The sequence below is a fragment of the Merdimonas faecis genome (assembly GCF_001754075.1).
Lineage (GTDB): Bacteria > Bacillota > Clostridia > Lachnospirales > Lachnospiraceae > Merdimonas > Merdimonas faecis.
The window spans coordinates 1-23,878 of the sequence record NZ_MIEH01000019.1; the positions used below are offsets into that span (position 1 = coordinate 1).

25 protein-coding genes and 4 pseudogenes are annotated in these 23,878 nt (G+C 43.3%); 24 read left to right on the plus strand and 5 right to left on the minus strand.

Features of this window, described 5'->3' with window-relative positions:
* Positions 1-104: 104 nt before the first annotated feature.
* From tnpA to BKD12_RS11645, 14 genes and pseudogenes are all read left to right on the plus strand, one after another.
* Complete coding sequence (tnpA, locus tag BKD12_RS11595; protein ID WP_070089505.1) at positions 105-494, plus strand: IS66 family insertion sequence element accessory protein TnpA; 390 nt, start codon at positions 105-107, stop codon at positions 492-494.
* On the plus strand, positions 484-843 hold the full coding sequence (gene tnpB, locus BKD12_RS11600) for an IS66 family insertion sequence element accessory protein TnpB (protein ID WP_070089506.1): 360 nt from the start codon (positions 484-486) through the stop codon (positions 841-843). Before tnpA ends, tnpB begins: the two co-directional genes overlap by 11 nt.
* 21 nt (positions 844-864) lie before the next feature.
* Positions 865-996, plus strand: a complete 132-nt coding sequence (locus BKD12_RS17405) for a hypothetical protein (protein WP_278308595.1) — start codon at positions 865-867, stop codon at positions 994-996.
* Positions 997-1,022: 26 nt separating this feature from the next.
* Positions 1,023-2,006: a helix-turn-helix transcriptional regulator gene (locus BKD12_RS11605; protein ID WP_070089507.1), complete on the plus strand. Its 984-nt coding sequence runs from the start codon at positions 1,023-1,025 to the stop codon at positions 2,004-2,006.
* Between the two features lie 18 nt (positions 2,007-2,024).
* Positions 2,025-2,345 carry a hypothetical protein gene (locus BKD12_RS11610; protein ID WP_070089508.1) on the plus strand — a complete coding sequence of 107 codons (321 nt, stop codon included), beginning with the start codon at positions 2,025-2,027 and terminating at the stop codon, positions 2,343-2,345.
* A gap of 161 nt (positions 2,346-2,506) precedes the next feature.
* The gene (locus BKD12_RS11615) at positions 2,507-4,219 is read left to right on the plus strand and encodes an IS1096 element passenger TnpR family protein (RefSeq protein ID WP_070089509.1); all 1,713 of its coding nucleotides are present in this window, start codon (positions 2,507-2,509) and stop codon (positions 4,217-4,219) included.
* Positions 4,220-4,341: 122 nt separating this feature from the next.
* Entirely contained in the window at positions 4,342-4,650 is a 309-nt protein-coding gene (locus tag BKD12_RS11620) for a DinB/UmuC family translesion DNA polymerase (protein ID WP_070089510.1), read from the plus strand.
* A 109-nt stretch (positions 4,651-4,759) separates the two neighbouring features.
* Positions 4,760-5,485: an AAA family ATPase gene (locus BKD12_RS11625; RefSeq protein ID WP_070089554.1), complete on the plus strand. Its 726-nt coding sequence runs from the start codon at positions 4,760-4,762 to the stop codon at positions 5,483-5,485.
* 5 nt (positions 5,486-5,490) lie between these two features.
* Positions 5,491-5,616, plus strand: a pseudogene (locus BKD12_RS17570) (AAA family ATPase); the annotation flags it as partial.
* 6 nt (positions 5,617-5,622) lie between these two features.
* Positions 5,623-5,811 (plus strand): AAA family ATPase, encoded by a 189-nt coding sequence (locus tag BKD12_RS17290; protein ID WP_242872764.1) that lies wholly within the window; start codon positions 5,623-5,625, stop codon positions 5,809-5,811.
* Positions 5,812-5,975: 164 nt separating this feature from the next.
* A pseudogene (locus BKD12_RS17625) lies at positions 5,976-6,104 on the plus strand (VirB4-like conjugal transfer ATPase, CD1110 family); the annotation flags it as partial.
* 90 nt (positions 6,105-6,194) lie between these two features.
* Complete coding sequence (locus BKD12_RS11635; RefSeq protein ID WP_070089512.1) at positions 6,195-6,554, plus strand: type II toxin-antitoxin system RelE/ParE family toxin; 360 nt, start codon at positions 6,195-6,197, stop codon at positions 6,552-6,554.
* Positions 6,547-7,626 (plus strand): HigA family addiction module antitoxin, encoded by a 1,080-nt coding sequence (locus tag BKD12_RS11640; protein ID WP_070089513.1) that lies wholly within the window; start codon positions 6,547-6,549, stop codon positions 7,624-7,626. Before BKD12_RS11635 ends, BKD12_RS11640 begins: the two co-directional genes overlap by 8 nt.
* Before the next feature lie 113 nt (positions 7,627-7,739).
* Positions 7,740-8,024, plus strand: a complete 285-nt coding sequence (locus tag BKD12_RS11645) for a hypothetical protein (RefSeq protein ID WP_070089514.1) — start codon at positions 7,740-7,742, stop codon at positions 8,022-8,024.
* A gap of 84 nt (positions 8,025-8,108) precedes the next feature.
* On the opposite strand, the gene BKD12_RS11650 is transcribed toward BKD12_RS11645, so the two are convergent.
* The 3 genes from BKD12_RS11650 to BKD12_RS11660 are packed head-to-tail and all read right to left on the minus strand — an operon-like array spanning position 8,109 to position 9,603.
* Positions 8,109-8,432 carry a cupin domain-containing protein gene (locus BKD12_RS11650; protein ID WP_070089515.1) on the minus strand — a complete coding sequence of 108 codons (324 nt, stop codon included), beginning with the start codon at positions 8,430-8,432 and terminating at the stop codon, positions 8,109-8,111.
* A gap of 15 nt (positions 8,433-8,447) precedes the next feature.
* Positions 8,448-9,173 (minus strand): ATP-binding protein, encoded by a 726-nt coding sequence (locus tag BKD12_RS11655; protein ID WP_070089516.1) that lies wholly within the window; start codon positions 9,171-9,173, stop codon positions 8,448-8,450.
* A 1-nt stretch (position 9,174) separates the two neighbouring features.
* On the minus strand, positions 9,175-9,603 hold the full coding sequence (locus tag BKD12_RS11660; RefSeq protein WP_070089517.1) for a hypothetical protein: 429 nt from the start codon (positions 9,601-9,603) through the stop codon (positions 9,175-9,177).
* 88 nt (positions 9,604-9,691) lie between these two features.
* Between BKD12_RS11660 and BKD12_RS11665 the strand changes: the two genes are divergently transcribed.
* From BKD12_RS11665 to BKD12_RS11710, 9 genes and pseudogenes are all read left to right on the plus strand, one after another.
* Positions 9,692-10,357 (plus strand): Crp/Fnr family transcriptional regulator, encoded by a 666-nt coding sequence (locus BKD12_RS11665; protein ID WP_070089518.1) that lies wholly within the window; start codon positions 9,692-9,694, stop codon positions 10,355-10,357.
* A gap of 308 nt (positions 10,358-10,665) precedes the next feature.
* A pseudogene (locus BKD12_RS17655) lies at positions 10,666-11,049 on the plus strand (MATE family efflux transporter); the annotation flags it as partial.
* 300 nt (positions 11,050-11,349) lie between these two features.
* A pseudogene (locus BKD12_RS17300) lies at positions 11,350-11,616 on the plus strand (ABC transporter ATP-binding protein); the annotation flags it as partial.
* Positions 11,617-11,736: 120 nt separating this feature from the next.
* Positions 11,737-12,591, plus strand: a complete 855-nt coding sequence (locus tag BKD12_RS11680) for a class I SAM-dependent methyltransferase (protein ID WP_070089521.1) — start codon at positions 11,737-11,739, stop codon at positions 12,589-12,591.
* Positions 12,588-13,106: a hypothetical protein gene (locus BKD12_RS11685; protein WP_070089522.1), complete on the plus strand. Its 519-nt coding sequence runs from the start codon at positions 12,588-12,590 to the stop codon at positions 13,104-13,106. The genes BKD12_RS11680 and BKD12_RS11685 overlap by 4 nt, the downstream gene beginning before the upstream one ends.
* Positions 13,107-13,119: 13 nt before the next feature.
* On the plus strand, positions 13,120-13,935 hold the full coding sequence (locus BKD12_RS11690) for a class I SAM-dependent methyltransferase (RefSeq protein ID WP_070089523.1): 816 nt from the start codon (positions 13,120-13,122) through the stop codon (positions 13,933-13,935).
* A 24-nt stretch (positions 13,936-13,959) separates the two neighbouring features.
* Positions 13,960-14,766, plus strand: a complete 807-nt coding sequence (locus tag BKD12_RS11695) for a class I SAM-dependent methyltransferase (protein ID WP_070089524.1) — start codon at positions 13,960-13,962, stop codon at positions 14,764-14,766.
* A 354-nt stretch (positions 14,767-15,120) separates the two neighbouring features.
* Complete coding sequence (locus BKD12_RS11705; RefSeq protein ID WP_070089526.1) at positions 15,121-15,984, plus strand: glycoside hydrolase family 16 protein; 864 nt, start codon at positions 15,121-15,123, stop codon at positions 15,982-15,984.
* 242 nt (positions 15,985-16,226) lie between these two features.
* Positions 16,227-16,994: a helix-turn-helix domain-containing protein gene (locus BKD12_RS11710; RefSeq protein ID WP_070089555.1), complete on the plus strand. Its 768-nt coding sequence runs from the start codon at positions 16,227-16,229 to the stop codon at positions 16,992-16,994.
* A gap of 64 nt (positions 16,995-17,058) precedes the next feature.
* Here the strand turns inward: BKD12_RS11710 and BKD12_RS11715 are convergent, their stop codons facing one another.
* Both BKD12_RS11715 and BKD12_RS11720 read right to left on the minus strand, forming a co-directional pair.
* Positions 17,059-19,470, minus strand: coding sequence for a glycoside hydrolase family 94 protein (locus BKD12_RS11715; RefSeq protein ID WP_070089527.1), 2,412 nt, complete (start codon positions 19,468-19,470; stop codon positions 17,059-17,061).
* A gap of 20 nt (positions 19,471-19,490) precedes the next feature.
* Positions 19,491-22,196, minus strand: coding sequence for a GH36-type glycosyl hydrolase domain-containing protein (locus tag BKD12_RS11720; RefSeq protein ID WP_070089556.1), 2,706 nt, complete (start codon positions 22,194-22,196; stop codon positions 19,491-19,493).
* Positions 22,197-22,448: 252 nt separating this feature from the next.
* Between BKD12_RS11720 and BKD12_RS11725 the strand changes: the two genes are divergently transcribed.
* Positions 22,449-23,831, plus strand: a complete 1,383-nt coding sequence (locus BKD12_RS11725) for an ABC transporter substrate-binding protein (protein ID WP_070089528.1) — start codon at positions 22,449-22,451, stop codon at positions 23,829-23,831.
* Positions 23,832-23,878: the final 47 nt, after the last annotated feature.

Below are 23,878 nucleotides of genomic sequence, written 5' to 3' on the forward strand. Positions count from 1 at the left end.
CTAATTATGGAAAGAACCGGTAAATTCTCAGTACCGTGCTAGTTTCCTCGCTCCATGAGATAATAACTCCAGAAAACTACAAGTTTTTTAAAGGAGTTAGTGCCATGGATAAAATCACACATCAGGTCCGTGCAGAGCACTGGGCCAGAATCCTGAATGAATGTCTGAACAGCGGGATGTCAAAGACCGCCTGGTGCCGGGCAAACGGGATCTCTGAGAAACAGTTCTTTTACTGGCAGCGCATCCTGCGCCGGGAAGCTTATGGAGCATCTCAGGATCCATCCTTACCTGCAGTTACAGAGGCAGGACAATTGTCTCCCGTTCAGCAGTCCGTATCTTTTGCCGAGATCAAACTTCCTGCTGTGTCACCAGACGCATCACCTGTTTTCCATCCGGATCTTGTGATCCGGAAAGGGAAACTTGTCCTGGAGATTGCGAATTCGGCTTCGGCAGAACTGCTCTCCCGGGTAGGAGGGATCCTCCATGCTGAATAACGCATCCGGATTTCGAAAGGTTTACATTGCTGCAGGCTATACGAATCTGCGGCGGGGCATTGACGGACTGGCATCCATTGTGAAATTCAACTTCCAGCTGGATCCATACGAAAAGGATATCCTCTTCCTGTTCTGCGGTAGACGCAGTGACCGCATTAAAGGGTTGGTCTGGGAAGGGGACGGATTCCTTCTCCTCTACAAAAGGCTGGAGCTTGGCGGTTTCAGCTGGCCCCGTACAAAAGAAGAGGCGCTGGAGATCACGCCGGAACAATACCGGGCGCTGATGCAGGGGTTGGAGATCGTATCCAGGCACCCGATCCAGGAAGTGCAGCCCAGCGATCTCCTGTGATACATTGTGCAAAACGGAGAAATGTCTGGAGAATCTGTAGATTGGAAATGCCCCTTCTGTGGTGGCAATATTGTCCTGATGAAGAATGAAGGCGGACATACTGTCATTGGCTGCGAAGAGTGCGATATGCGCATCAATCTGGAATCCAATTAAAATATACGAAGAAAGGACTGATCGGAATGGCTTCATTTGATCAGAAGCTCCGTACCCTACGCCTGATGGAAATCCTTCTGGATCGTACCGATGATACGCACATGCTGAACGCATCGGAATTATGCACGATTCTGGATCAGGAATATGGCATCAGTACGGATCGAAGAACGATATATACAGAGATGGAGATCCTTGAGAAATTTGGACTGGATATACAGCAGAAGAAGGGGAAAAATCCTGGCTATTATATCGGTGCCAGAGATTTTGAACTGCCGGAGTTAAAGCTCCTGGTGGACGCTGTACAGTCCTCTAAGTTTATCACGGAGAAGAAATCCAAGGAACTGATAACGAAATTAGAGAAGCTCTGCTGTAGGACGGATGCTGCAATGCTTTTCAAATATGTTTTCATTGTAAACCGTCCGAAGACAGAGAATGAAACTGTTTATTATAATGTGGACTACATCCATACTGCAATCTACGAGAATAAGGAAATTAAGTTCCATTATGCAGAGTGGACTGTTAAGAAAGAACTGAAACTGAAGAAAGACGGTGCATTCTATGTTGTCAGCCCGTGGGCACTGACCTGGGATGATGAGAATTATTATCTGGTAGCTTATGATGCGGCGGCTGGAATTATCAAGCATTACCGTGTAGATAAGATGCAGAACACTGAGATTCTGGAAACAGATCGTAAGGGTGAAGATTCCTTCAAAAAATTCGACTTGGCTGCATTTGCAAAGAAGACCTTTGGTATGTACGGCGGTGTAGATGCGGAAGTCACGCTGGAATGCAAGAATGAACTGGCCGGTGTTGTAATCGATCGCTTTGGTCATGATGTATGGTTGATCCCGCAGGGAGAGGATCATTTTAAAACCAGAGTTCTGGTATCAGTAAGTCCGCAGTTCTTTGGTTGGGTAACTGGTATCGGATCCGGAATGAAGATCACGGGACCGGATAATGTGAAGGCTGAATATAAAGCATATCTGCAGGATGTGCTTGAGAATTATTGATCGGTTATAGGTGAGATTATGGTAGAAGTATCAAAACGTGATTGGAAATTGTTCCGTGAGAAACTTCCTGGTTGGCAGGAAAGTTATATGGAACGTTTATGCAAGGAATATGTAGAGTTGCTGACCTGTGATAAGAAGGGTTCTGAACGATTCTGGGCACTGGAAGAGCGTATCAAAAAAGATCGCAAAGCTCCTGGCGTTATTCTATCGGTCAGTAAATCTGATATGCTGATTGATCTTGTTCGGTTAGTTCAGGATGAGGTGATTGGCCTTGGGGATCTGTCTGATTTTAGTGAAGACGTGCAGGAGAGAGTGAAATTCATGGTGCAGCGCTGGTAATGTGAATGTGGTAAAATATGCATTTTCGGGTCTTCATATAACCTGGAAATGCATTTCTTTGATGACTAAAAGGTAAGGTTGACACGTTGATTGTTTGGCCGTATACTGATATCATAAATAAAAGATAGGCCACCTAAAATACATGAAGGAGGTCCTGATATATGGATGAGTTATATCAGCAGATTATTAATATTTATAAAGAGACGGGTTCTGTAAAGAAGACAGCAGAGGAGCTTGGTACATATCCAATCAAAGTACGAAGAGTACTAATTACGGAGGGCTTATGGCACAGTAAAACCAGTGAACAGGTAGCAGATTTGCTTGCAAAGGGCAAAAGTGTAGCTGAAATAGCCGAGGAGCTTGTTATATCGGAGAAGAATGTTCAGTCTTATATGCCCTATTCACGTGGGCAGTATGGAGGGGAAGACAGAAGTAACGAAGCGATTCGAAGTGAGGAATATAGAGGACGGATGCAGCAGGCAGCTAAAAATCAGGTTACCAATACAGAAGCACGTTCAAAAAAGAAAGAGAATGATATTCAGGAGCAGCGTCGCCTTCTTGAAGAATTAAGATCCGAAAAAGAACGGCTGCTGAAAGAGAAAAAAGAATTCTGGGACATGATCGAAGCAGAGATGAAGCGGGTTCCTATGGCAATGCAGCTTCATCTGGAACTGGACCTGGGATATTTCGCAGATGAACATAAGGAAGTTCTTAGAAGATACGGAAGAATGAAGGATGGAATTACCAGAGATTTTATTGTTCCGGGTAATATGACACTGCATGGTCTTCATTATGCAATCATGAAAGCTTTTGGATGGCAAAACAGCCACCTTCATAGCTATGTTCCATATGAGGATGAATTCAAAAAAATGACAGATGGGGGATTGGTAAAAGAGTGGACCCGTCAGGTTGGTATGTATTTTCGTTTTCCCAGTGAGAATTATGAAGATATATATTGGGACGATGATTATGAGGAAGGTGAAAGCTTTAAGACCTGGCTGAAATCCAAGTATTGTGGACCATACTCCTATGAAGGCGTGGGAGAGCATTACATTCCTGCACAGATTGAAGTAGACAGATTCCGAAAGGACTGGCCTGCTATTCAGAAGAAAACAACAGATCAGAGAACGTGGAATGTCTACATGGAAGGTCAGTGTGAGGAAATGCTGGAACGCCCGATGCTTTGGACTGTACTAAAAACACCGGCTGAACAGGCAGATTGGGATTCATGGAAACAGGAGAAAGAGGCCGCACTGAAACAAGTTGAGAAAAAACGTAAGGACATTATCAAAAAATACAGACAGCTGACAGCCCGTATGGACCAGATCGTTGAAGAGGCAGGAACGCATTTTGACGAAGAAGGAAATCCGACGATCGACATGGTTCCCTATTTCCGGGAGATGGAGGAACTGGACCGTGAATTAGAAATGCTGTGTATTGATTATAATCCTGAACCAATTCCGGCATTATCTGCATTGTGTTATCGATATGACTATGGCGATGGGTGGGAGATTAAAATCACCTGTACCAATGCCTGGTACGACAAAACCGTTTATGCCAGGGATGAAGAAGGCGATATGCTTCATGATAAAAATGGATTCGTTCCTGAGAAAGCTTTGTTTGTAGATGCCTTTGGTCAGCAAATAGACGGAGAGTTTCTGGACAAGTTGAGAGATATTCAGCGTAAGGAAAAACCAATCTGCATTGCCTGGGATGGAATGAGTCTTGTGGATGATGTTGGTGGTGTTGGAGGTTTTTGCGAGTTCCTTGAGACGATTAACGGTGATAATCCGGAAGAGAAGAAAAGCTATAAAACGTGGGCAAGGAGTCTGGGATGGACCGGACGCATGCCAAAACCAGAAAACATGCTGTAGCTGTCGGGATTTTTGCACATTGTTTTATGCTACATTTTAGGAGCAGACGGGGAGTCTCTAAAAATTAGCGGGATGATCTGGCTTGTACGGATCCGGATTTTCTCCTGAAAACACTTGGCAAGATGGGGCTTGTGATCCATTCCTTTGCAAATGGATGGGATGAGTCACCGGTAGCTACAGAGGGCTATTCGGCTCCAATTAAGTCCATTGGAAACAGCACGACTACGCCTCGTGATCTGGAAAATGATCTGGATGTTCAGATTATCTTTATGGCATTGGCAGAGAGTGTATCGGCCAGACTCAGGAAGCATGGATTTAAATGTAACACTGTAGCAATCTCCATCCGGGATAATAGTCTCTATCATTTTTCCAGGCAGATGCATCTGCGAGAGTACCGACTTTACGGCAGAGTGTATGCTTCGGTATATTAGAAATACGGGGAAGTGCAGCATGGAGATGATTGTCGATGAGATGCTGGCTATTTTGAATGATCGTGATGCATATGTTCAGAAACAGATTGAAAAGAACAGGAGAATTGATTTGGACGATTTATTTATCAGAGGTTTTGATATTCGATGGAATGAGGAATTACAGGATTCTTATGTGTATCAGATTCCGGCGATTGCGAATATTGACCATTTTGAATTTAAGAGTAATATTACATTTTTCGTAGGAGAGAACGGATCCGGTAAATCCACATTGCTGGAGGCATTTGCTGTAGCATGTGGTCTGAACCCGGAAGGTGGTACAGCCAATTATAGATTCAGTACTTATGATGACTATTCGGATCTGGCTTCAGCAATCAAACTTCGAAAAGGTGTCTCTAAACCCAAATGGAGGTATTTCCTTCGGGCAGAGAGTTTCTATAATGTCGCATCTGCTTTGATGACAAAGTATAACGATGATGGTAAGATGCAGGATCTTCACGCCAGATCTCATGGGGAAAGCTTTCTGGATTTTATCCAGAGAGCAGACCAGCCGGGACTCTATATCATGGATGAGCCCGAGGCGGCTCTTTCTCCGCAGAGACAGCTGACATTATTAATCCATCTTGTGAAGATGGCCAAGAAGGGAGCACAGTTTGTAATCGTAACACATTCGCCGATTTTGCTTGCCATCCCGGATGCGGATATTTTTTCTTTTGATGAAGGTAGCATCCGGCAGATTCGGTACGAGGATACGGAAAGCTATCAGATTACAAAGATGTTCCTGGATAACAGGGAATATATGCTGAAGAGATTACTTGCGGAGGATGATGACGAGTAAGGGATATGGTGTTTATTGTCGATGAATTGGAAAGAAGTCTTCATCCAAAACTTACAGAACACTTCCTGAAATTATTTATGGAAGCACATAAAGATTCCAGAATGCAGCTTATTTTCACAACCCATGAGGATACTATCATGGATCAGGAATTATTCCGCCGGGATGAAATCTGGTTTGTGGAAAGGGATGCTGATAATGCCAGCAAGATCTATTCGCTGGATAGATTTAAGGAGCGATACGATAAGAAGTTAAGTAAAGCCTATCTCGATGGTCGTTATGGAGCGATTCCTGTGTTCAGGCAGTTTACCTTTCGAAAGGAGGGGTAAATAATGCCGGTCCATACTTACACCAATTGGAATTCGCGACCATCAGATCGTGAGGAACAGGTAGAGCCTTACAGGAAGTACTATTTTATATGTGAAGGTGCCAATACAGAAACATTTTATTTCGAAAAGCTGATTGATTTGAGAAAGGATCTGGGGATACACCCATTTTGTTCTATGGAAGCACTATCATTCCGTTCAAGGATAAGTTCGATAAGACATTGAAGCTTTACTCACTCATGACTACTAAGCCGGAGGAGGTTGAAGCCAGAAAGCAAAAGGAAATGGAAGAATAATTGTGAAAAGAGTGTGTGAATTATTGACTAGAGATTCTCCTGATGGTATATTTAGATTACCCAACGGGTAATTTGAAAAGGAGGGCAAACGTGCAGCTACTATACAATAACAGCAAAGTTCAGAAACAATGTACCGATTTAAAAACTGCAAAAAAGTTGTTTGGCGGGAATGCTGCATTAGCAACCAGCCTATTTGCCCGAATAAATGCTATGCAGCAGGCGAGTGTAATTAAGGATATTGTAATGATGCCGACATTTCATTTTCATAAGCTGAGTGGCAATATGGATGGATTTTTTGCTATAGATGTAAAAACGAGAAGAGATCCATGGCGTATTATTATTCAGCCATTAGATGAGAATGAAGAACCTTATGATCCTTGTAATATTGATGAAATTGCTGGTGTGGTTAGAATTGTTGAAGTAAAGGAGGTAAGTAACCATTATGAGTAATTATATTGAATATAATGATAAGATTGCTTTTCATCCTGGATACTATATCAAAGAAATCATTGAAGAAAGTGGACTTTCTCAGAAAGATTTTGCAAAACGATTAGATACCACGCCAAAGAATTTAAGTATTCTGGTACGTGGGGAGCAAAGCTTATCAATCGATATTGCCATGAAATTATCTCGAATGTTAGGGACTAGTGTTGACTACTGGCTGAATCTTCAGAAGAGCTATGACGCTTTGATTGCTGAGTTTGAATCATCCAAGGAATTAGAGCAGGAAAGAAGAATTTTCAAGTACTTTCAGTACACATATTTCAGAGAGAATTTTGGATTGCCTGATCTTCCGAGAAAAACAAATGAGCAGATTAAGTGCCTACGTGAATTTTTAAATGTTGCGTCATTATCTGTTTTCACAAAGCAAAATATGGCAGTTAGTTTCCGAAGTGCATCTGAAGATATGAAAGAGGCTAATATTGCCAGAGCAAATGCAATGGTTCAGATCGCAATTAATCAGGCACTGAAGATAGAAGCACCTAAGTTTGACAAAAAGAAGTTTGAAAAAGCTGTTGATTATGCATTGACATTAACAACACAGCATGGTGATTTTTATCCACTGATTAGGAAGGCCTTTGAAGATGCGGGAGTAATATTCGTAATACTTCCAAATCTTCCGGGTTCAGGAATAAATGGTGCAACCAAGAAGATTGGGCAGAATGTAATGCTGATGGTGAATGACAGACGTTTCTATTCAGATACATTTTGGTTTACTCTGTTCCATGAGATTGACCATATTATTAATGGTGATTATGGAATTACGTTTGAAAATGAGCACGCTGGACAGGAGGATGCAGCAGATAAATATGCGGAAGACAAATTGATTCCTCCGGGAGAATATGAGGCTTTCGTTAAAATGAATGAGTTTAGCGAAAATGCTATCCGCAGATTTGCTGAAAGAATTGACAGAGATCCGGGTATTGTCCTTGGCCGCTTGCAAAATGATCAGATTGTTCCATTTACAAATGTTGTACTGTCAAAAGCATTAAAACACAAATACAAAGTAATAACATCATAAAGAAGTATGTAACTTGAGGTCGTCTACCGTTATCCACGATAGATGGGAGTTAATTTTTTGCATTGATCCTTGCTGCTCTTTTGGGAAATTAAAAAAGAGGAGGCATAAGGAATATGCGAAATGTAACAGAATTATCAAAACTCAAAGGAAAAGTTTATGTGTATCTGAGGGATGAAGTGATTGCTGATAAGTTCCTTCGCGATGCTGAAAATGAAGGATTCACATTTGGTGATGGAGCCAAACCGACCACTCGACCAGGGAATAATCTTTATGTGGTTAATAAAGATTGGACCATCAGTCATGTGGGTTGGGCAGGACATATGGCATATCAGTCGGCTACAATGATTGGCGACCAACGACTAATCCGGATAGATTATGAAAAGTACATATTAAACTAAATTCCAATTTTCGGAGTTATATAAATTGGAATATTATAGTGCAAATGGCACCTCAGGATGTGTTGGTTCCGAGGTGCCATTTTTTTAATATGAAACCACAAGCTGCATTTTGAATTTTTCCTCACCGTAAACTGCATGAGGGATATCCTTCGGCATAATGAGTGTTTGACCGGCTTTAAGATAGAAGACATCGTCAGCTACTGTGAAACGTCCTTTTCCCTCAAGAACGGTTACCATTGCATCGCCACCGGCTGCGTGGGTTGAAATCTCTTCTCCTTTGTCGAAAGAGAAAATTGTCATGCTGACATAATCGTTTTGAACAAGAGTTTTACTGACTACCTGTCCCTCCTGGTACTCAACCAGATCCTTGAGATTTAACATTGTCTGTTTTTCAATATTCTTATACATCTTTGTTCTCCTTTATTATTCAATAATATTTCCATCAATAGATATTGTTACTACTTGCCATGGAAGGAATTTACCACTTGCCTGAATCGCTTTTTTAGCAGCTATTTCAAGTCCACCACAGCAAGGAACTTCCATGCGTACTATGGTGACACTGGAAATATCATTATTCTTAATTATTTCCGTAAGTTTTTCGCTGTAATCAATATCATCCAGCTTAGGGCAACCTATTAGAGTTGTTTTGCCCTTAATAAAATCCTTGTGGAAAGCAGCGTATGAATAGGCAGTACAGTCAGCTGCTATCAAAAGCTTAGCGCCATTGAAGTAAGGTGCTTGAATAGGAGCAAGCTTAATCTGAACAGGCCAGTTAGTAAGCATAGATACTGACTCACAAGCTGCTGTATTTTCAGATGCATTATGAGCTGATTGCCTGTTCATCTGGCGCATTGTGGAACCAGGACAACTGTGTGGAAGTTGCACTTTGCTTTCCTGCATTATCGCCTGTTTTCTCTTTTTATTTTCTTCTACAGCGGCCTCATCATAAGCCGCAGCTTCCCTGGTTTCAAAAGATATTGCTCCGGTAGGGCAGTTTGGAAGGCAATCCCCCATGCCGTCACAATAATCATCGCGGATAAGTTTTGCTTTGCCATCAATAATGGCAATTGCACTTTCATGGCAGGCTTCAGCACACAAGCCGCATCCGTTACATTTTTCTTCATCGATATGAATAATCTGTCGAATCATTTTAAACCTCCATTTGATTTAATGAATTAATTAAATCTGTATATGAATCTAAGGAGAGCTCGTAGCCAAAGAAGGATATAGCTTTGTAAATTTCTTCTGGTAGCTCTGTTTTTCCAGATTTATTGAGTCTTATTACCAACTTCACTGTTTCGGCGATAAGGTCTTCCTTTATTGTCTTAAGCTCATGGTTCTGAAGAAATTTTGTCATGTCATAATTAGATGTGTTGCCACATGGAGTGGGACAAGTCTCACAGTTTGGAGAAATGGTATATTTGTCTTTTATGATTGCAGTTACGATTGTATCTTCGTCAGTTGATGAATAGCAGTTAAGCAATGCGTTCATAACAACTGAGTCGGTTTGTTCGGTTTTACCGTTGTTTCCAATGGCACCAGCGAGTCCAACTAAGGCACTTATTATTTTCTCGTTCATTTTTTTATTGTCTCCTTGACTTCTTGAGGCTATGATACTATGATTCAAACAAAAAGTATGTGGTTATAACCACGAAAGTGAGAAAAATATGGATTTTGATTTTTTGTCTAAGACGGCACTATTTAAGGGATGTACAGATGAAGAAATAAAGCACATGCTTATTTGTCTAAAGAATAAGATAAAAAAGTTTGATAAGGATGAGTATATCTACAATGTAGGAGAGATAGTTACAGATGTATGCCTGATTCTTTCGGGATCAGTTCAAATCGAAAATGTAGATGTGGTTGGTAACAAAAGTATTCTTGGAGTAGTAAGGCAAGGAGATATTTTTGCGGAAAGCTATGCCTGTATTCCTAATCAGCCTATTTTGGTAGATGTAAAAACCTGTGAAGCTACTGAAATTCTCTTCATAAACGTACCTGCTTTGTTTGTGGAAAGTAATTCATGCGGGCATGGAGCAAAACTTATTCAAAATCTCTTGCGTGTGAGTTCCAGGAAGAACATAAATCTTTCTATGAGAATTTTTCATTCTGCATCAAAGACAATCAGGGGAAGACTTATTTCTTATTTTTCGGAACAGGTTTCAGTGCAGGGGACGAACAATATAAAAATACCTCTTGATCGCCAGCAATTAGCAGATTATCTGGGAGTAGAAAGAACAGCTCTTTCAAAGGAACTGGGGAAGATGAGGGATGATGGACTACTGACATTTCATAAAAATGAGTTCCACGTTGTAACTGGAGAGGGAAAGTGAAATTGAAATTTACCATCTTTTCAAAAAATGCTTACGAAGAAAATTTTTTTGTGTTAGAATGCTCTCAGTAATGAGTAGCAGATAAGCGTAAGTCCAATTATGGACCTGCGCTTTTTTGTTGCTCATTTTCATTTTATGGAAAAGGAGCGTTCTTATTATGAAAGAATTGGATTTAGGTACTGGAAACATTGGGAGTCTAATAAAAAGATACTCTATCCCATGTGTTATAAGCATGGTAGTAGCTGCACTGTATAATATCGTTGACCAGATATTTATAGGCTGGAGCATATGGAAATGCTGCAACAAACATAGTGTATCCATTTACAGTACTTGCACTTGGATTAGCATTGCTTGTCGGAGATGGAGCTGCGGCAGGATTTAGCATTGCTCTTGGAAAAGGGGATAAGAAACAGGCAAATAAAAATGTTGGAAATGGTCTTGTGATTTTATTCTGTTTGGCATTGGGTCTTTGTGCAATTGGATTTATATGTCAAACTCAGATTTTGGGATTATTTGGTGGCAATCCTGCTGAAGCCGAGTGCTATGGTTATGCAACGGATTATTTCAAAATCATTTGTGCAGATATTCCATTCTATATGATTGGTCAGGGATTAAATGGTTCCATTAGAGCTGATGGATCACCTAAGTTTGCGATGGCATGTACACTTGCCGGTGCAATTACTAACTTGATTTTTGATCCAGTGTTGATTTTGGGTTTTAACATGGGAGTAAAGGGTGCCGCTATAGCAACAATTATGGGACAGATTCTTACCTTTGCTATGAGTGTTATTTATCTTTCAAAAGCTAAGAACTTTACGATTGGTAAAGAAGCAATTAAACTCGATGGGAAAACATCAGCAAGTATTGTGTCTGTTGGCATGGCATCATTAATTGTTCAGCTTTCTATCGTAATTATAATTGCAGTAAATAATAATCTTCTTACTAAGTATGGATATGATACATTTGCAAGCACAGGTGAAGCGTTCGGTGCAGTAGTTCTTCTGGATGAAGCTACTGCTTCCCTGGATGTGGAGAATGAAACTCTGATACAGACAGCCCTTTCCCGTCTGATCGCAGATAAAACCGTTCTGGTTATCGCCCACAGGATGCGTACCGTAGCCGGAGCAGATAAGATCGTTGTCCTTTCTGATGGCACCGTGGCAGAAGAAGGATCACCAAAGGATCTGGAAGAAAAGAATGGTGTGTATACTCATATGGTAAAACTGCAGACAGAAAGCCAGAATTGGAAACTTGCGTGAAGAAGTCTCTAAAAGATATCTTATAGGAATTGAAAGAGCAATTTGAGTAGAAAAAAATTTTTAAATCTGTTAGAATAAATGGAAAAGAGGTTAGCGATAGCTAACTTAAAGAGGCAGATTATGAAACAATATAAAATCAAAAAAAATTCATTACAGGAAACCTTGATCATTCCTTTGTATGCCCGATGGCTCTGTTCGCAGAAATTTCCCGGATTGTTTCAGGATGAAACAGCCGGCGAGTTGATAAAAAAAGTGGATTATGACTTTTCTACATTAGAAAAACAATCGGAAAGTATCATGCATAGCTTTGGTGCATTGGAAGTAGCCATGCGCCAAAATGATCTTGCATGGGAGATACGGGACTATCTCTATCAACATCCAAACGCCGCAGTCATTAATCTTGGCTGCGGATTGGACAACACCGGACGAATGTGCGACAACGGTCAGTGCCATATCTGGAATATTGACCTGCCGGATGTGATTGCGCTGCGGAATCAATTGCTTCCTGCCGGAGAGCGGGAAGAAAATCTGGCTTGTGATTTAACAGATCTGAGCTGGATGAAAGCTGTACGGTTTGATCCTGAGAATGGTGCAGTACTGTTTGCCGCCGGTGTATTCTACTATTTTACTACAAACCAGATGAAGCAGTTGGTTAAGGCAATGGCCGAACACTTTCCGGGAGGACGTCTGGTTTTTGATGCAGCAGGCAAAACCGCTGTCAAACTAATGCTGAAAACCTGGGTAAAACAGGCGGGGATCAAGGATGTCGGTGCATATTTCTCCGTAAAGGATGCCAAAGGAGAGCTGGAGAGCTGGTCACCATTGCTCTCTGTTTCCAGCTGCGGGTATATGCAGGGCTATCAGAAACTGGAGGGATCGGGGGTAAGATCCATTCACCGCCTTCTGGCTAAAATCGCCGACGGACCGCTGCATTTGCAGATTGTGCGAGTGCGTTTTAAGGAGGAATCTGGATGAACTGGATGCGAACGATGTTAGACGGATTTGCCATGGCAGCCTATTTTAATTTGTTTGTTGCTGCCGTAGCACTGTACAATCCCAGACTGATGTTTCCCAGCTACCCGCCTGCCATTATCAGGAGTGCGCCGGAACCGCCCTCAAAAGCGGAGAATCGCTTTTACTGGCTATGGATCTTTTTGGGGGAGCTTCTGCCCCTCTTGCTCTACGGGGCAGTCAGTATGGTGGAAGGGGGCACTCATGGGTTTTGGCAGATGGCGCTGACAGGATATATCCAGTGGATGATGATAAACCTGTGCGACCTGTTTTTTCTGGATATCTTTCTCATCCAGAAAAGGGCGAAACGCCGTTTTGTAATTCCTGGTACGGAAGGGCACCCTGGCTATGGGTTCAAAGTGTGGATGAAAAGCTACGCATTGCCGGAGCATCTGTTGCAATGGCCATTGCTCCTGTGTCCCTTGATGGCGGCGGTGCAGGCAGGGATAGGAGTATTGTTGATGAGATTATTAATATAGAGGAGATAATGTAATGAACAAGAAAGAATTAAAACAGGAGAATATTCGACTTGGAACTCACGGGGAAGACTACGGAAGCTGGATGTCCAATCCCGTGTTCTATATTATCGGCGGCATCACGGCTCTGGCCGTGGTTTTGGCCGTACTCTCTTTTTCGGTGTTCCACATCACGGTTCTCGGTGTTCTGTTCTCTGTTGTTGCGGCGGCGCTGATGGCCCTGCTGGTCTGGATCACATGGATCAGGCGCCAGTATGCCTTTGGCGGCGGCGGAATCATGGAACAGGTTCATAGGGTTGTTCTCTCCCATCTGGACTATGACGGCCAGGGCAGTCTCTTGGAAGTAGGCTGCGGCTCCGGAGCACTGGCAATCCGTGCGGCTCTGACATGGCCGAAAGCAAAAGTGATTGGCGTTGATTACTGGGGTGCTGTGTACAATTACAGCAAAGCACTCTGCGAGAAAAATGCTGCCAGTGAGGGCGTGGCTTCCCGCTGTGTATTTCAGCACGGTGATGCGAAGCAGCTGGATTTTCCTGATGAGAGCTTTGATGTGGTCATCAGCAACTATGTCTATCACAATGTTATGGGTGCTGATATGCAGAAACTGCTGCTGGAAAGTCTGCGGGTATTGAAAAAAGGCGGTGTCTTTGCACTCAACGATGATATGAAGCCAAAGCTGTACGGTGATATGGAAGATTTTGCGCAGAAACTGAGGGATATGGGGTATCAGGATGTTCGTCTCATTGATACTGCACAAGAGGCGTTCGGCTCACACCGCCGAGCAGCTATGATGATGCTGGGATCTTCCAGACTCCTGGTAGGCCGGAAATAATCTCACTATAAAGGAGGACTGGTTATGCAGAAATTAGGCGTTGTAGAAGATACCCTGTTTGTCCCTATGCTGGGCAGAATCTATGCCAGTGAGCACTGCCCGCAAATTTTATATGATAAAAAAGCATTGGAATTGAAAAAGAAGCTGCCCTCGGACTTGATTGAGCAGAATAAGCAGAACCAGTATACCCTTTTGGCCTCTGCCTCCCGATCTGCCAATATGGATCGGTTTATTCAGTCTTTTCTGGAACGCAGACCGAACGGTGTGATTGTCCAGCTGGGCTGTGGGCTGGAGACAACCTATTACCGCTGTGATAACAGAAGGACACACTGGTATGCCGTGGATCTGCCTCATGTCATTGACTACCGGAGGGAACTGCTCCCGGAATTGGAACGAGAAACCTATCTTGCAGGAGATGCCTTTTCCGAAGACTGGATCAGACAAGTTCGTACAGAATTTCCCGATGCTCCTATTCTCGTTACTGCAGGTGGATTATTCCATTATTTTGAGGAACATAAGGTCATTTCCCTTTTGCGTATGATTGGGCAATTTGGAAATATGGAAGTTGTTTTTGATACCGTGAACAAAAGAGGCATGACCATGATGAAGAAAAAATATATGAAACAGGTCGGCCATGCCGATGCACAGATGTTCTTTTATGTGGATTCAGCGGAAGAACTGGCAGCAAAGATCAGGGGTAATGTGAAGGTGATTGCGGAGGAACCTTATTATCGTTACATTCCTAAAAACGGCTTAAAGCTCTCCACAAAGGTCAGTATGGCGGTTTCTGATCAATTCAAAATGGTAAAGATGATTTGCTTAAAAACCTAAGATTTTTTAACACAAAATAATTTTTGCAAGTGCAAAGAAATAAATCAACGCTTGAGAAAGGAGTAAATAATATTTGATATACAATAATCATTATCTTAATAAGCTCTATAATGATTTAGTAACAAATTCTCCTAAAACAATTTCAATGAACATTCCCTCTGATATTGGACAAGGAAAGATTGTTCAAACCAAAATAAAACATGGTATCGTTCTTTCAAACTGGCAAATATTTGGACAGAAAAGCCATGTTGAATTAAAGTCATGGAAATGACATTTTCATGAGGTATATGGTATATTGTATCAATAGTTTAAGATATAATTTCTCCAAATCTAAATCAGAAGAGGAGAGATTGTATGAAAAAGAGGAAAGTCAAAATAATTACGATAGATGAGAAGGAAGCAAATATAACGCATTATGTTAAAGAATCCAGGGAAAATACGGAACTTTCATATGAAGGATACGAATTGAAGTGGGAAGATCAGTTTGAAGGAAGTTCTCTGAACAGAGATGACTGGAATGTGGAGTTGCATGATCCGGGATGGGTGAACAATGAGCTTCAGGCATATGTGGATTCTGAGGAGAATATCTATATTAAGGACGGTAAACTTGTCTTGAAACCTGTGGAGAAAGAAGAAGAGGGCGGAGGCGTCTCCTATACATCAGGACGTGTTAACACACAGAATAAACATGACTTCAAATATGGTTTGTTTGAAGCCAGGGTTAAGGTTCCTGAAGGCCAGGGATTCCTGCCGGCATTCTGGATGATGCCAACGAATGAAAATTTGTATGGCCAGTGGCCACGGTGCGGTGAAATAGACATTATGGAAGTCCTTGGTCATAAGACTGATACATGTTATGGAACGATCCACTATGGCAATCCGCACAGCGAAAGTCAGGGAAGCCATACTCTGACGGAAGGAAGTTTTTCCGAAGAATATCATGTGTTTGACGTTGAATGGGAACCTGGACGGATCAGCTGGTATGTGGACGGACGGTTGATACATACGGAAAATGACTGGTATTCTGCAACAGAGGGACAGGGAAAGATTACATATCCAGCGCCCTTTGACCAGCCTTTCTATATAATCTTGAATCTTGCGGTAGGCGGAAACTGGCCCGGAAATCCGGATTCGGATATTGAAAATGCAGCCTATTACATTGATTATGTAAAAGTATATCAGAAAAACAGCTATGAGAGAATGTTACAAAGTCTGTAGAGAATATTATTTTAAGAGGTTCGGGTGAAAGTGGAAATATTCGAAAATAAATCGATAGAGTCGGGAATCCATGCTTGAATGGAGTCCCGGCTCTGTTATTTTGTGCGGCAAATAATTATATCCATGTCAGTGACAGACGGAAAGAGATAAGGTATAATAATCGCAGAAGAGTACAATAAGTGGCGGTATTTGATATTGAGAATATTGTTTATGCATTGAAAGGGAGAAGAGAGGAAATACGAATGAGCTATAAACATGAATGGGTTCTGATAGAGGCAACAGACGATATTGATGAGATGGAACACAGAGAGCCTACGGAAGAGTTTCTCTTCTATCGTGCGGTGGCCACTGGTGATATTGACAAGGTGAAACAGAATTGTGAACAGGAAAGGTTTATGTCTGATAAAGGAGTGGGGATACTTTCTAAAGATCCGGTGACAAACCTTAAGTATCATTTTGTAATCACGACCGCCATGATTACCAGAATGTGCAGGGAACACGGAATGGAACTGGAACAGGCTTTTCGCCTGAGCGATTTTTATATTCAGAAGTTGGATGATATCAATACAGAAGAAGAGGTACACAGGCTTCATGATGCGATGGTGATGGATTATACAGAAAAAATGCGGAAATATTTCCGAAGCGATACCAATTCAAAGCATATTAATGCCTGTAAGGAATACATATATTCGCATATTAAAGAAAGGATCACAATAGAGGATCTCGCAGATGTACTGGGTGTATCTGCAAGCTATTTATCTAGGCTCTTTAAAAAAGAAGTAGGCGTATCTGTCAGCTCATATATTCGGAAAAGAAAGATTGAAATGGCAAAAAACCTGTTGAGGTTCAGTGACTATTCCATGATCGAGATAGCAAACCGGCTGTCTTTTTCCTCTCAAAGTCATTTTATTCAACAGTTTCGTGAAGTGGAGGGAATTACGCCAAAGAAATATCGGGATGAGTATTATATGGTCCAGTGGGATCTGGAAGAAGTATCAAAGACAGAATAAAGAGGTTATATGTATAATGGAGGGAAGCCGGGATGCAGCAGTATCCCGGCTTCATTATGAAAAGCTATAAAGTAAGCAAAATGTCATTCTGAGGTTCCAGAAGTTTTTCAGGAATGTAGTTATCTGTAAGTTCCTGGCCATTCAACAGCAGGCGTGTAAAACCGGATTCCCGGTGCTCCGGGTTTTCTACACGGATGTGCAAATGTCTGCCCCGGAAGTCCTTTTCAAGCTCAAAGGAGGACCAGGATTTTGGAATTGCCGGTGCGATTCGTAGTCCTTCCAGATCTGGACGCAGACCTAGAATACCTTCTACACAGCCGACCATTACAGTGGAAGCGGTTCCTGTCAGCCAGTGGACGTGAGAACGGCCAAAATGTACGCTGGCTCGGCCTTCGGTGAACTGGCCGTAGCAGTAAGGCTCCAGTTGCCGAATCTCTGCCCGGTCATTCTGGGCAGAAGGAGCATTTTCCAGGAAGTAGTTAAATGCACGTTCTCCATGCCCGCGGAGAGCTTCTGCAAGGATTAGCCATCCTTGTGACTGAGAGAAGATGCCGGCGTTTTCTTTGGTACCTTGATTATAGATCACTGCGAGAGCGCCGGTAAAGGCGTGTTCATGATACGGAGGATCCATCAGGATCGCGCCATATTCTGTGTTCAGCCGGTTATATACATTTTCCAGAGCGGCATCTGCCTGGGCATCATTTGCAAAACGGCTGATGACAGACCAGCTCTGAGGATTCAGCCACATGTTGGCCTCCGGATCTTCCGGTGCGCCGATACGTTCGCCTGTTTCTGTGTACCCCCGGATAAATCTGTCTGTATCCCAGCAGAGAGTCTGAATCTTTTCTTTCATATCTTTAATCTGGTCATCAAGCCACAGACTGTATTCCGTGTCGTTTTTGTACACCGCGAATTCCTTTGAAATTAATAACGCATAATAGAACTGCATTGCTACAAATGTAGATTCCCCATCTGCTCCAAGTCTGAGACAGTCGTTCCAGTCGGCATAGAGTCCTGCAGGCATGCCGTGAGGTCCCAGATGATCCAGTGAGAACTGAATGGCTCTCTTCAGATGTTCGTATACGGTACCTTCATCCTGGTTTGCGAAAGGAATGATCTCATTCAGAAATGCCGTATTACCGGTTTCGGCAATATATTTGTATACAGTTGGGAAGAGCCAGAGAGCATCGTCTGCCCGATAGGCAGGATGTCCGGTTGCCTGTACGTAGGAAGCATCATCCGGCGTATCTTCATGTCCCGGATTGTGATGGAATTTTACAAGTGGAAGTCCGCCGCCGTTATCGACTTGAGCAGAAAGCATAAAACGGATTTTGTCACAGGCCATTTCAGGATCCAGATGAATGATTCCCTGGATATCCTGGACGGTGTCCCGGTAACCATATCCGTTTCTAAGTCCGCAATATACGAAAGATGCGGCCCTTGACCAGACAAAGGTGATAAAGCAGTTGTAGGCATTCCATGTGTTAATCATCGTATTGAATGCCGGGTCAGGGGTATGGATCTGAAGGTGATCCAGTTTTTCATACCAGTCTTCTTTTAATGCGTCGATTTCCGCTTCAAGTTGCACAGATGGATCCGTATATGAGGAAAGGATTCTGGCGGCTTCATCGGAAGATTTCATGCCCAGAATAAAGAGTATGGTCTTAGATTCTTCCGGAGCAAGGGAGACGGTACAGGAAAGAGCGCCACAGGAATTTCCGTTGTTACTAAGCGTATTTTCCAGTTGGCCGGAAGTGACGCCGACAGGGTCGCCATATCCGTGATAGGGGCCAAGGAAAGCGCTTTTATCTCCGCAGTAGGAAGATACTTCCCTTCCGGCCAGACCGAAGAACCGCTCGGTGACCTGTTTGTCATCTACTTTTTCATCGTCATGCAAGGCGTCAAGATTACCGTGAATCTGCTGTATAATCCGGTTTCCCTCGAAGAGGGTGCGGGTGATGAACAGAGAATACTGGAGATTCACCTGATCCTGTTCATAATTACTGTGATTGGTAAATTCCGCATATCCGGTCAGTGTAAGATTTCGTGTTGCTTCGGAACAGTTCTTCACTGTAAGAGCCCAGACTTCGTATGTTTCTCCCAGGGGGACATAGTAACATGCCTCGGAATGGATGCCGGAATAGTCGGCAAGCATCCGCGTATAGCCCATCCCGTGGCAGCATTTGCTCTGGTAATGCTCCAGGTCTTTACCAACCGGTTGCCAGGAGGCAGACCAGTAATCGCGGGAATCATTATCCCGAATATAGAGGTAGCGCCCCGGCTGATCAAACTGATTAAAGATATAGCGAAGGATCCGTCCGTTGGCACCGGATTTGGCGAAGCTATAGCCACCAGCGTTATTGGAAATGATCGCACCATACTGGGGAGAACCAAGATAGTTTACCCAGGGAGCCGGGGTGTCCGGGTGATCGATCACGTATTCTCTGTTTTTGTCGTCAAAATATCCATATTTCATATTATTATACCTATCCTTTTTTAAACTAAGTGAATTACAATGTGATTGTTCCGGGAAGGAAGAGCTATAATGGTTTCCCGCGACAACATTGTATAGTTTGGGCTGTCGATTTTCAGGTACTCCTGATTGCACGTTGCAGAACCTGTTATGTAGTTTCCGTATTCTTTGTGCTCCGAATTAATATAGGTGACGGTGAACTCTTTGCCTGCAAAAGTCAGCTGTACGGAGGCTGTTCCGGTTTCGTCGAACTGTTCTGCGGTCAGTTTTGGTTCCATCAGAAGATTTCCTGCTTCACCGCGGACGCCGAACACCTGCGTGATCATGGTCAGCATGAACCAGCTGGCGGCACCAGTAAGGTAATGATACATTCCCCGGCCATCAGAACGGAAATATTCCGGAATACCAGGATAGATATGACTGGTGTCAAAATCCAGAGCCGTATCGGCGAGTGTGCGCAGTGCTTTCCAGCCTTCCCGGGCAAAACCGCGCTGATAAAGTGCGTATGCGAACATCACCGTCATATGGGAAAAGACCGCGCCATTTTCTTTTTCTCCATAGGCGAAGCCGAACATACGCCCCATGTCAAATTTCAGTTCCTGAAAATCGGTATTCAGACGGTAACCTCCGATGTCTTTTCGGTACAGATATCTGTCAGCGCCGGTAACGATTTGCCGGATCTGCTGTGGAGACGCCACTTGTCCCATGATGGCGAACACCTGTCCGGTGAGCATCATGCGGACATCTCCTGGTTTTTTCGAGTATCGTTCTACAGCCTGTCCATGATTGTCGTAATAACTGTTGAACCAGCCCTCATTTTCCTGTCCGCAGATCCACTCCTGATTCCGGATATGTTCGGTCAGCCATTCGGCTTTCAGTTCCAGATCGGATGCTAGTGATGCGTAGGAGATAAGGAAACGTTGACCGCTGATAGTATGACGGCAACTTTTGACATATTTATGGAGAATCTCTGATTTTCTGGAAATGCTGTCATACAGCGCGCGATCATGGCCAAGAAGAATCTGGATCTCATACAGAAGTTCGGTTTCGCTCTGGCCGGAGTATGCTTCCAGGAGTCGTATCATACGTGCCAGATTACGCAGGTTGCCGGCATAAGCACAGGTAAAGGCCACGCTTTCTCCGCGGTCCGGCGCCATATCCAGGGCGTCATTCCAGTCGGCGTCACGGAGCCGGTAGATATTATGCTCACCTATTTCGTAGAAGGCGCTCAGCTGCTGGATGAGCAGATGTTCCAGAATGCTTCCTTTATAGATGACATCGGCCTGAGTCATCTGCTTGTTTCCCTGTTCTGAAGACCACAGTTGATCCCGAAGCCTGCCGCGTTCTGTCTGTGCATCTTTAAAATAAGGAACTTTCCGGTTAAGGATATCAATATCACCTGTCTGATCGATATACAGCTGGGTAGTGATCAAAGGCCAGAGAGCATGGTCCATCCAGACACGGGTGATGTTGTTGCGGTCAGCGATAAAGTTGCCTTCTCCATTTCCAATGATAGTGGCATTGGTTCCATCGATCCGGACGCCTCCGTAATTATTCTCAATCATTTTACCTACGTTCTGCGGATCCATGAGGAGAAGAGACAGGCAGTCCTGCCAGAGATCCCTCCATCCCCGTCCACCGCGGCCGTAATCATGGTGCGGAAGGAAGGAACATCCGTAGATCCTGCGCAGATAAGGCTGGAAGCAGACCCATTTCATAAACATATCCTGGTCCGGGTTCCCGGTATGGAATGTAACGTTTACCTTTTCTGCCCAGTATCGGATGGTTTCGTCCAAAGCAGCCTGTATCTTTTCGACAGATGAATATTCTTCATATATTTTCCGGATTTCATCCCGGTCTGTATCGGCGCCCAGTAATATGGCGTATTGGATTCCCTGTCCTGGGGCAAGGGAGATCTCCGGGAAAGCAAAAGCGCCGATGGCTTCTTTGCCGGCGACAGAAGTTCCGCAGGGAACACCGTTAAAGGACTCATAGACAGCACGCGGATGAGTGTAACTTCCCCCTTCTCCGATAAATTCTTCTACAGTGGGATAAAATCTTTCCGGCTTTTGTCCAAGGGAACTGAAACCATATACATAGTAAACGGTGTGGTTCTTCCGATGTCCCCGCTCATCGAAGGACATGGTAGGGCAGACTGTGATTCCGTTTGCTTCTGTTTCGATTCGGTGGAGCATGGAAGTGACATTTCTATGATCTCTTAGATTGTCAGCGCTTCTGCCGTAGATGGGAATTGCGGCATATGGAGTGAGATTCTGCACTTTCTCGGATTGGTTCTGTATGGCAATATGCATGATCTCCACGTTATTGTTCCAGGGAACAAAAGAAACGATTCTTAATTTCAGCGCCGGGGCAGAAGAGGTCCGTTCCAGGCAGTGCCACATGAAGCCGGCGTGTAAAATACATTTTTCCTGATCCGGTGTGAATTTTCTACTTTCCTGTTCATCAGAGGCGCCTGTAATGGAAGTAATTCTGCCGTCGTCAGATTTCAGCCAGAAATTCCTGGTGGCGCGGTTGCTGTGCAGGTTTTCTGAACTGACCGGTTCAAGCAGGAAGGTTTCCTGATCGAGTTTGGAATCGCCTCCGAGGATAGGCGTGACACAGCTTTTTAATCCTTTTTCCGAAGCCAGTGGAAAGTAAAGATAACTTGTATTCTCAGGATGTTCTACAGAGAAGCTTCCGTTATTATCCGTAAATTGCGTATGCTTCAATTTCATGACTCCTTTCTCTCTATATTTATTTTATGCTATGCATTATATAGAAAATCTCATATGCTAAAAATCAGAAAAAGGGATAAAAATATCAGAATCATGACATGAAATCGTCTGTTTTCTAAGATGTGTCATGAATCTGATATTTTGCAGAAAATCTATAATATATCGAATTCGGGAGATTGGGATATAATCATCACAACACAGGCGGGAGGAGGTCCTGCCGGAAATATGATATAGGAGGAATAAACAATGAGAAAGAAAGTAATTGCATCTCTTTTAACAGCAACAGCTGTTGTAGGAATGCTGGCTGGCTGCGGCGGAAGCTCTGATTCGGGTTCCGACACAGCAGCATCCGGGGAAGAAGGAAAAGTTATCAACATTTATAGCTGGAATGACGAATTCCGCACACGTCTGGAAGCAATTTATCCGGAGGTTGAAAGTACATCTGATGATGGAACGGTAACAACTCTTAAGGATGGAACAGAGATTCACTGGATCATCAATCCGAATCAAGATGGTGTATATCAACAGAAATTGGATGAAGCATTGTTGAATCAGGCTGATGCTGCAGCAGATGATAAAATTGATATTTTTCTTTCAGAGACGGATTATGTATATAAGTACACGGATGCCGATGCTGATGTAGCAATGCCGCTGGAAGATCTGGGAATTGATCCGGATACAGATCTGGCAGACCAGTATGAATTTACGAAGACAACCGCTTCGGATCAGAATGGTGTACAGAGAGGATCCACCTGGCAGTGCTGTCCGGGACTTCTTGTATATAGAAGAGACATTGCGAAAGATGTTTTTGGAACCGATGATCCGGCGACAGTAGGAGAGAAAGTAAAAGACTGGGATACTCTTGCAGCAACAGCAGAAGAATTGAAAGCAAAAGGATATTATACTTTCGCATCTTACGCAGATACATTCCGTCTCTATGGCAACAGCATTGATGAGCCATGGGTGGAATCCGGTGAAACAGTAATCAATATAAATCAGAACATCATGGACTGGGTTGATGATTCAAAAGAATGGCTGGATGCAGGATATTTTGACAAGACTGTAAAAGGCCAGTGGAATGATGACTGGAATAAATCCATGAGTTCATCTTCTAAAGTATTTGCTTTCCTGCTTCCTGCATGGGGAATTGATTTTACCCTTAGCCCGAACTGGGACGGAGAAGATGGGGCATGGGCGGTTACCAATCCTCCGCAGGAATATAACTGGGGCGGATCTTATATCCATGCCTGCACCGGTACCGACAATCCAGAACATGTAAAAGACATTATCCTGTCTCTTACAGCAGATAAAGATAACCTGATCAAAATTTCCAAGGATTATCTTGATTTTACCAATACAGTAAGCGGAATGCAGGAAGCTGCAAAAGATCCGGAATTTGCTTCTGAATTTCTGGGCGGACAGAATCCGTATGAATATTTTGCACCGGTAGCAGAGAACATTCAGATTGCTCCGCTTTCCGCATATGATCAGGGTTGTGTAGAGCTGATCCAGAATTCTTTCAGCGATTACTTCCAGGGAAATGTTGATTATGACAAAGCAAAATCTAATTTTGAAACAGCAATTATCGAAAGATATCCGGACATTACAGAAGTTGCATGGCCGGAATAAGTTTGAAACGGCTGCCGTATGAAGAGACCTCATACGGCAGCTGACGA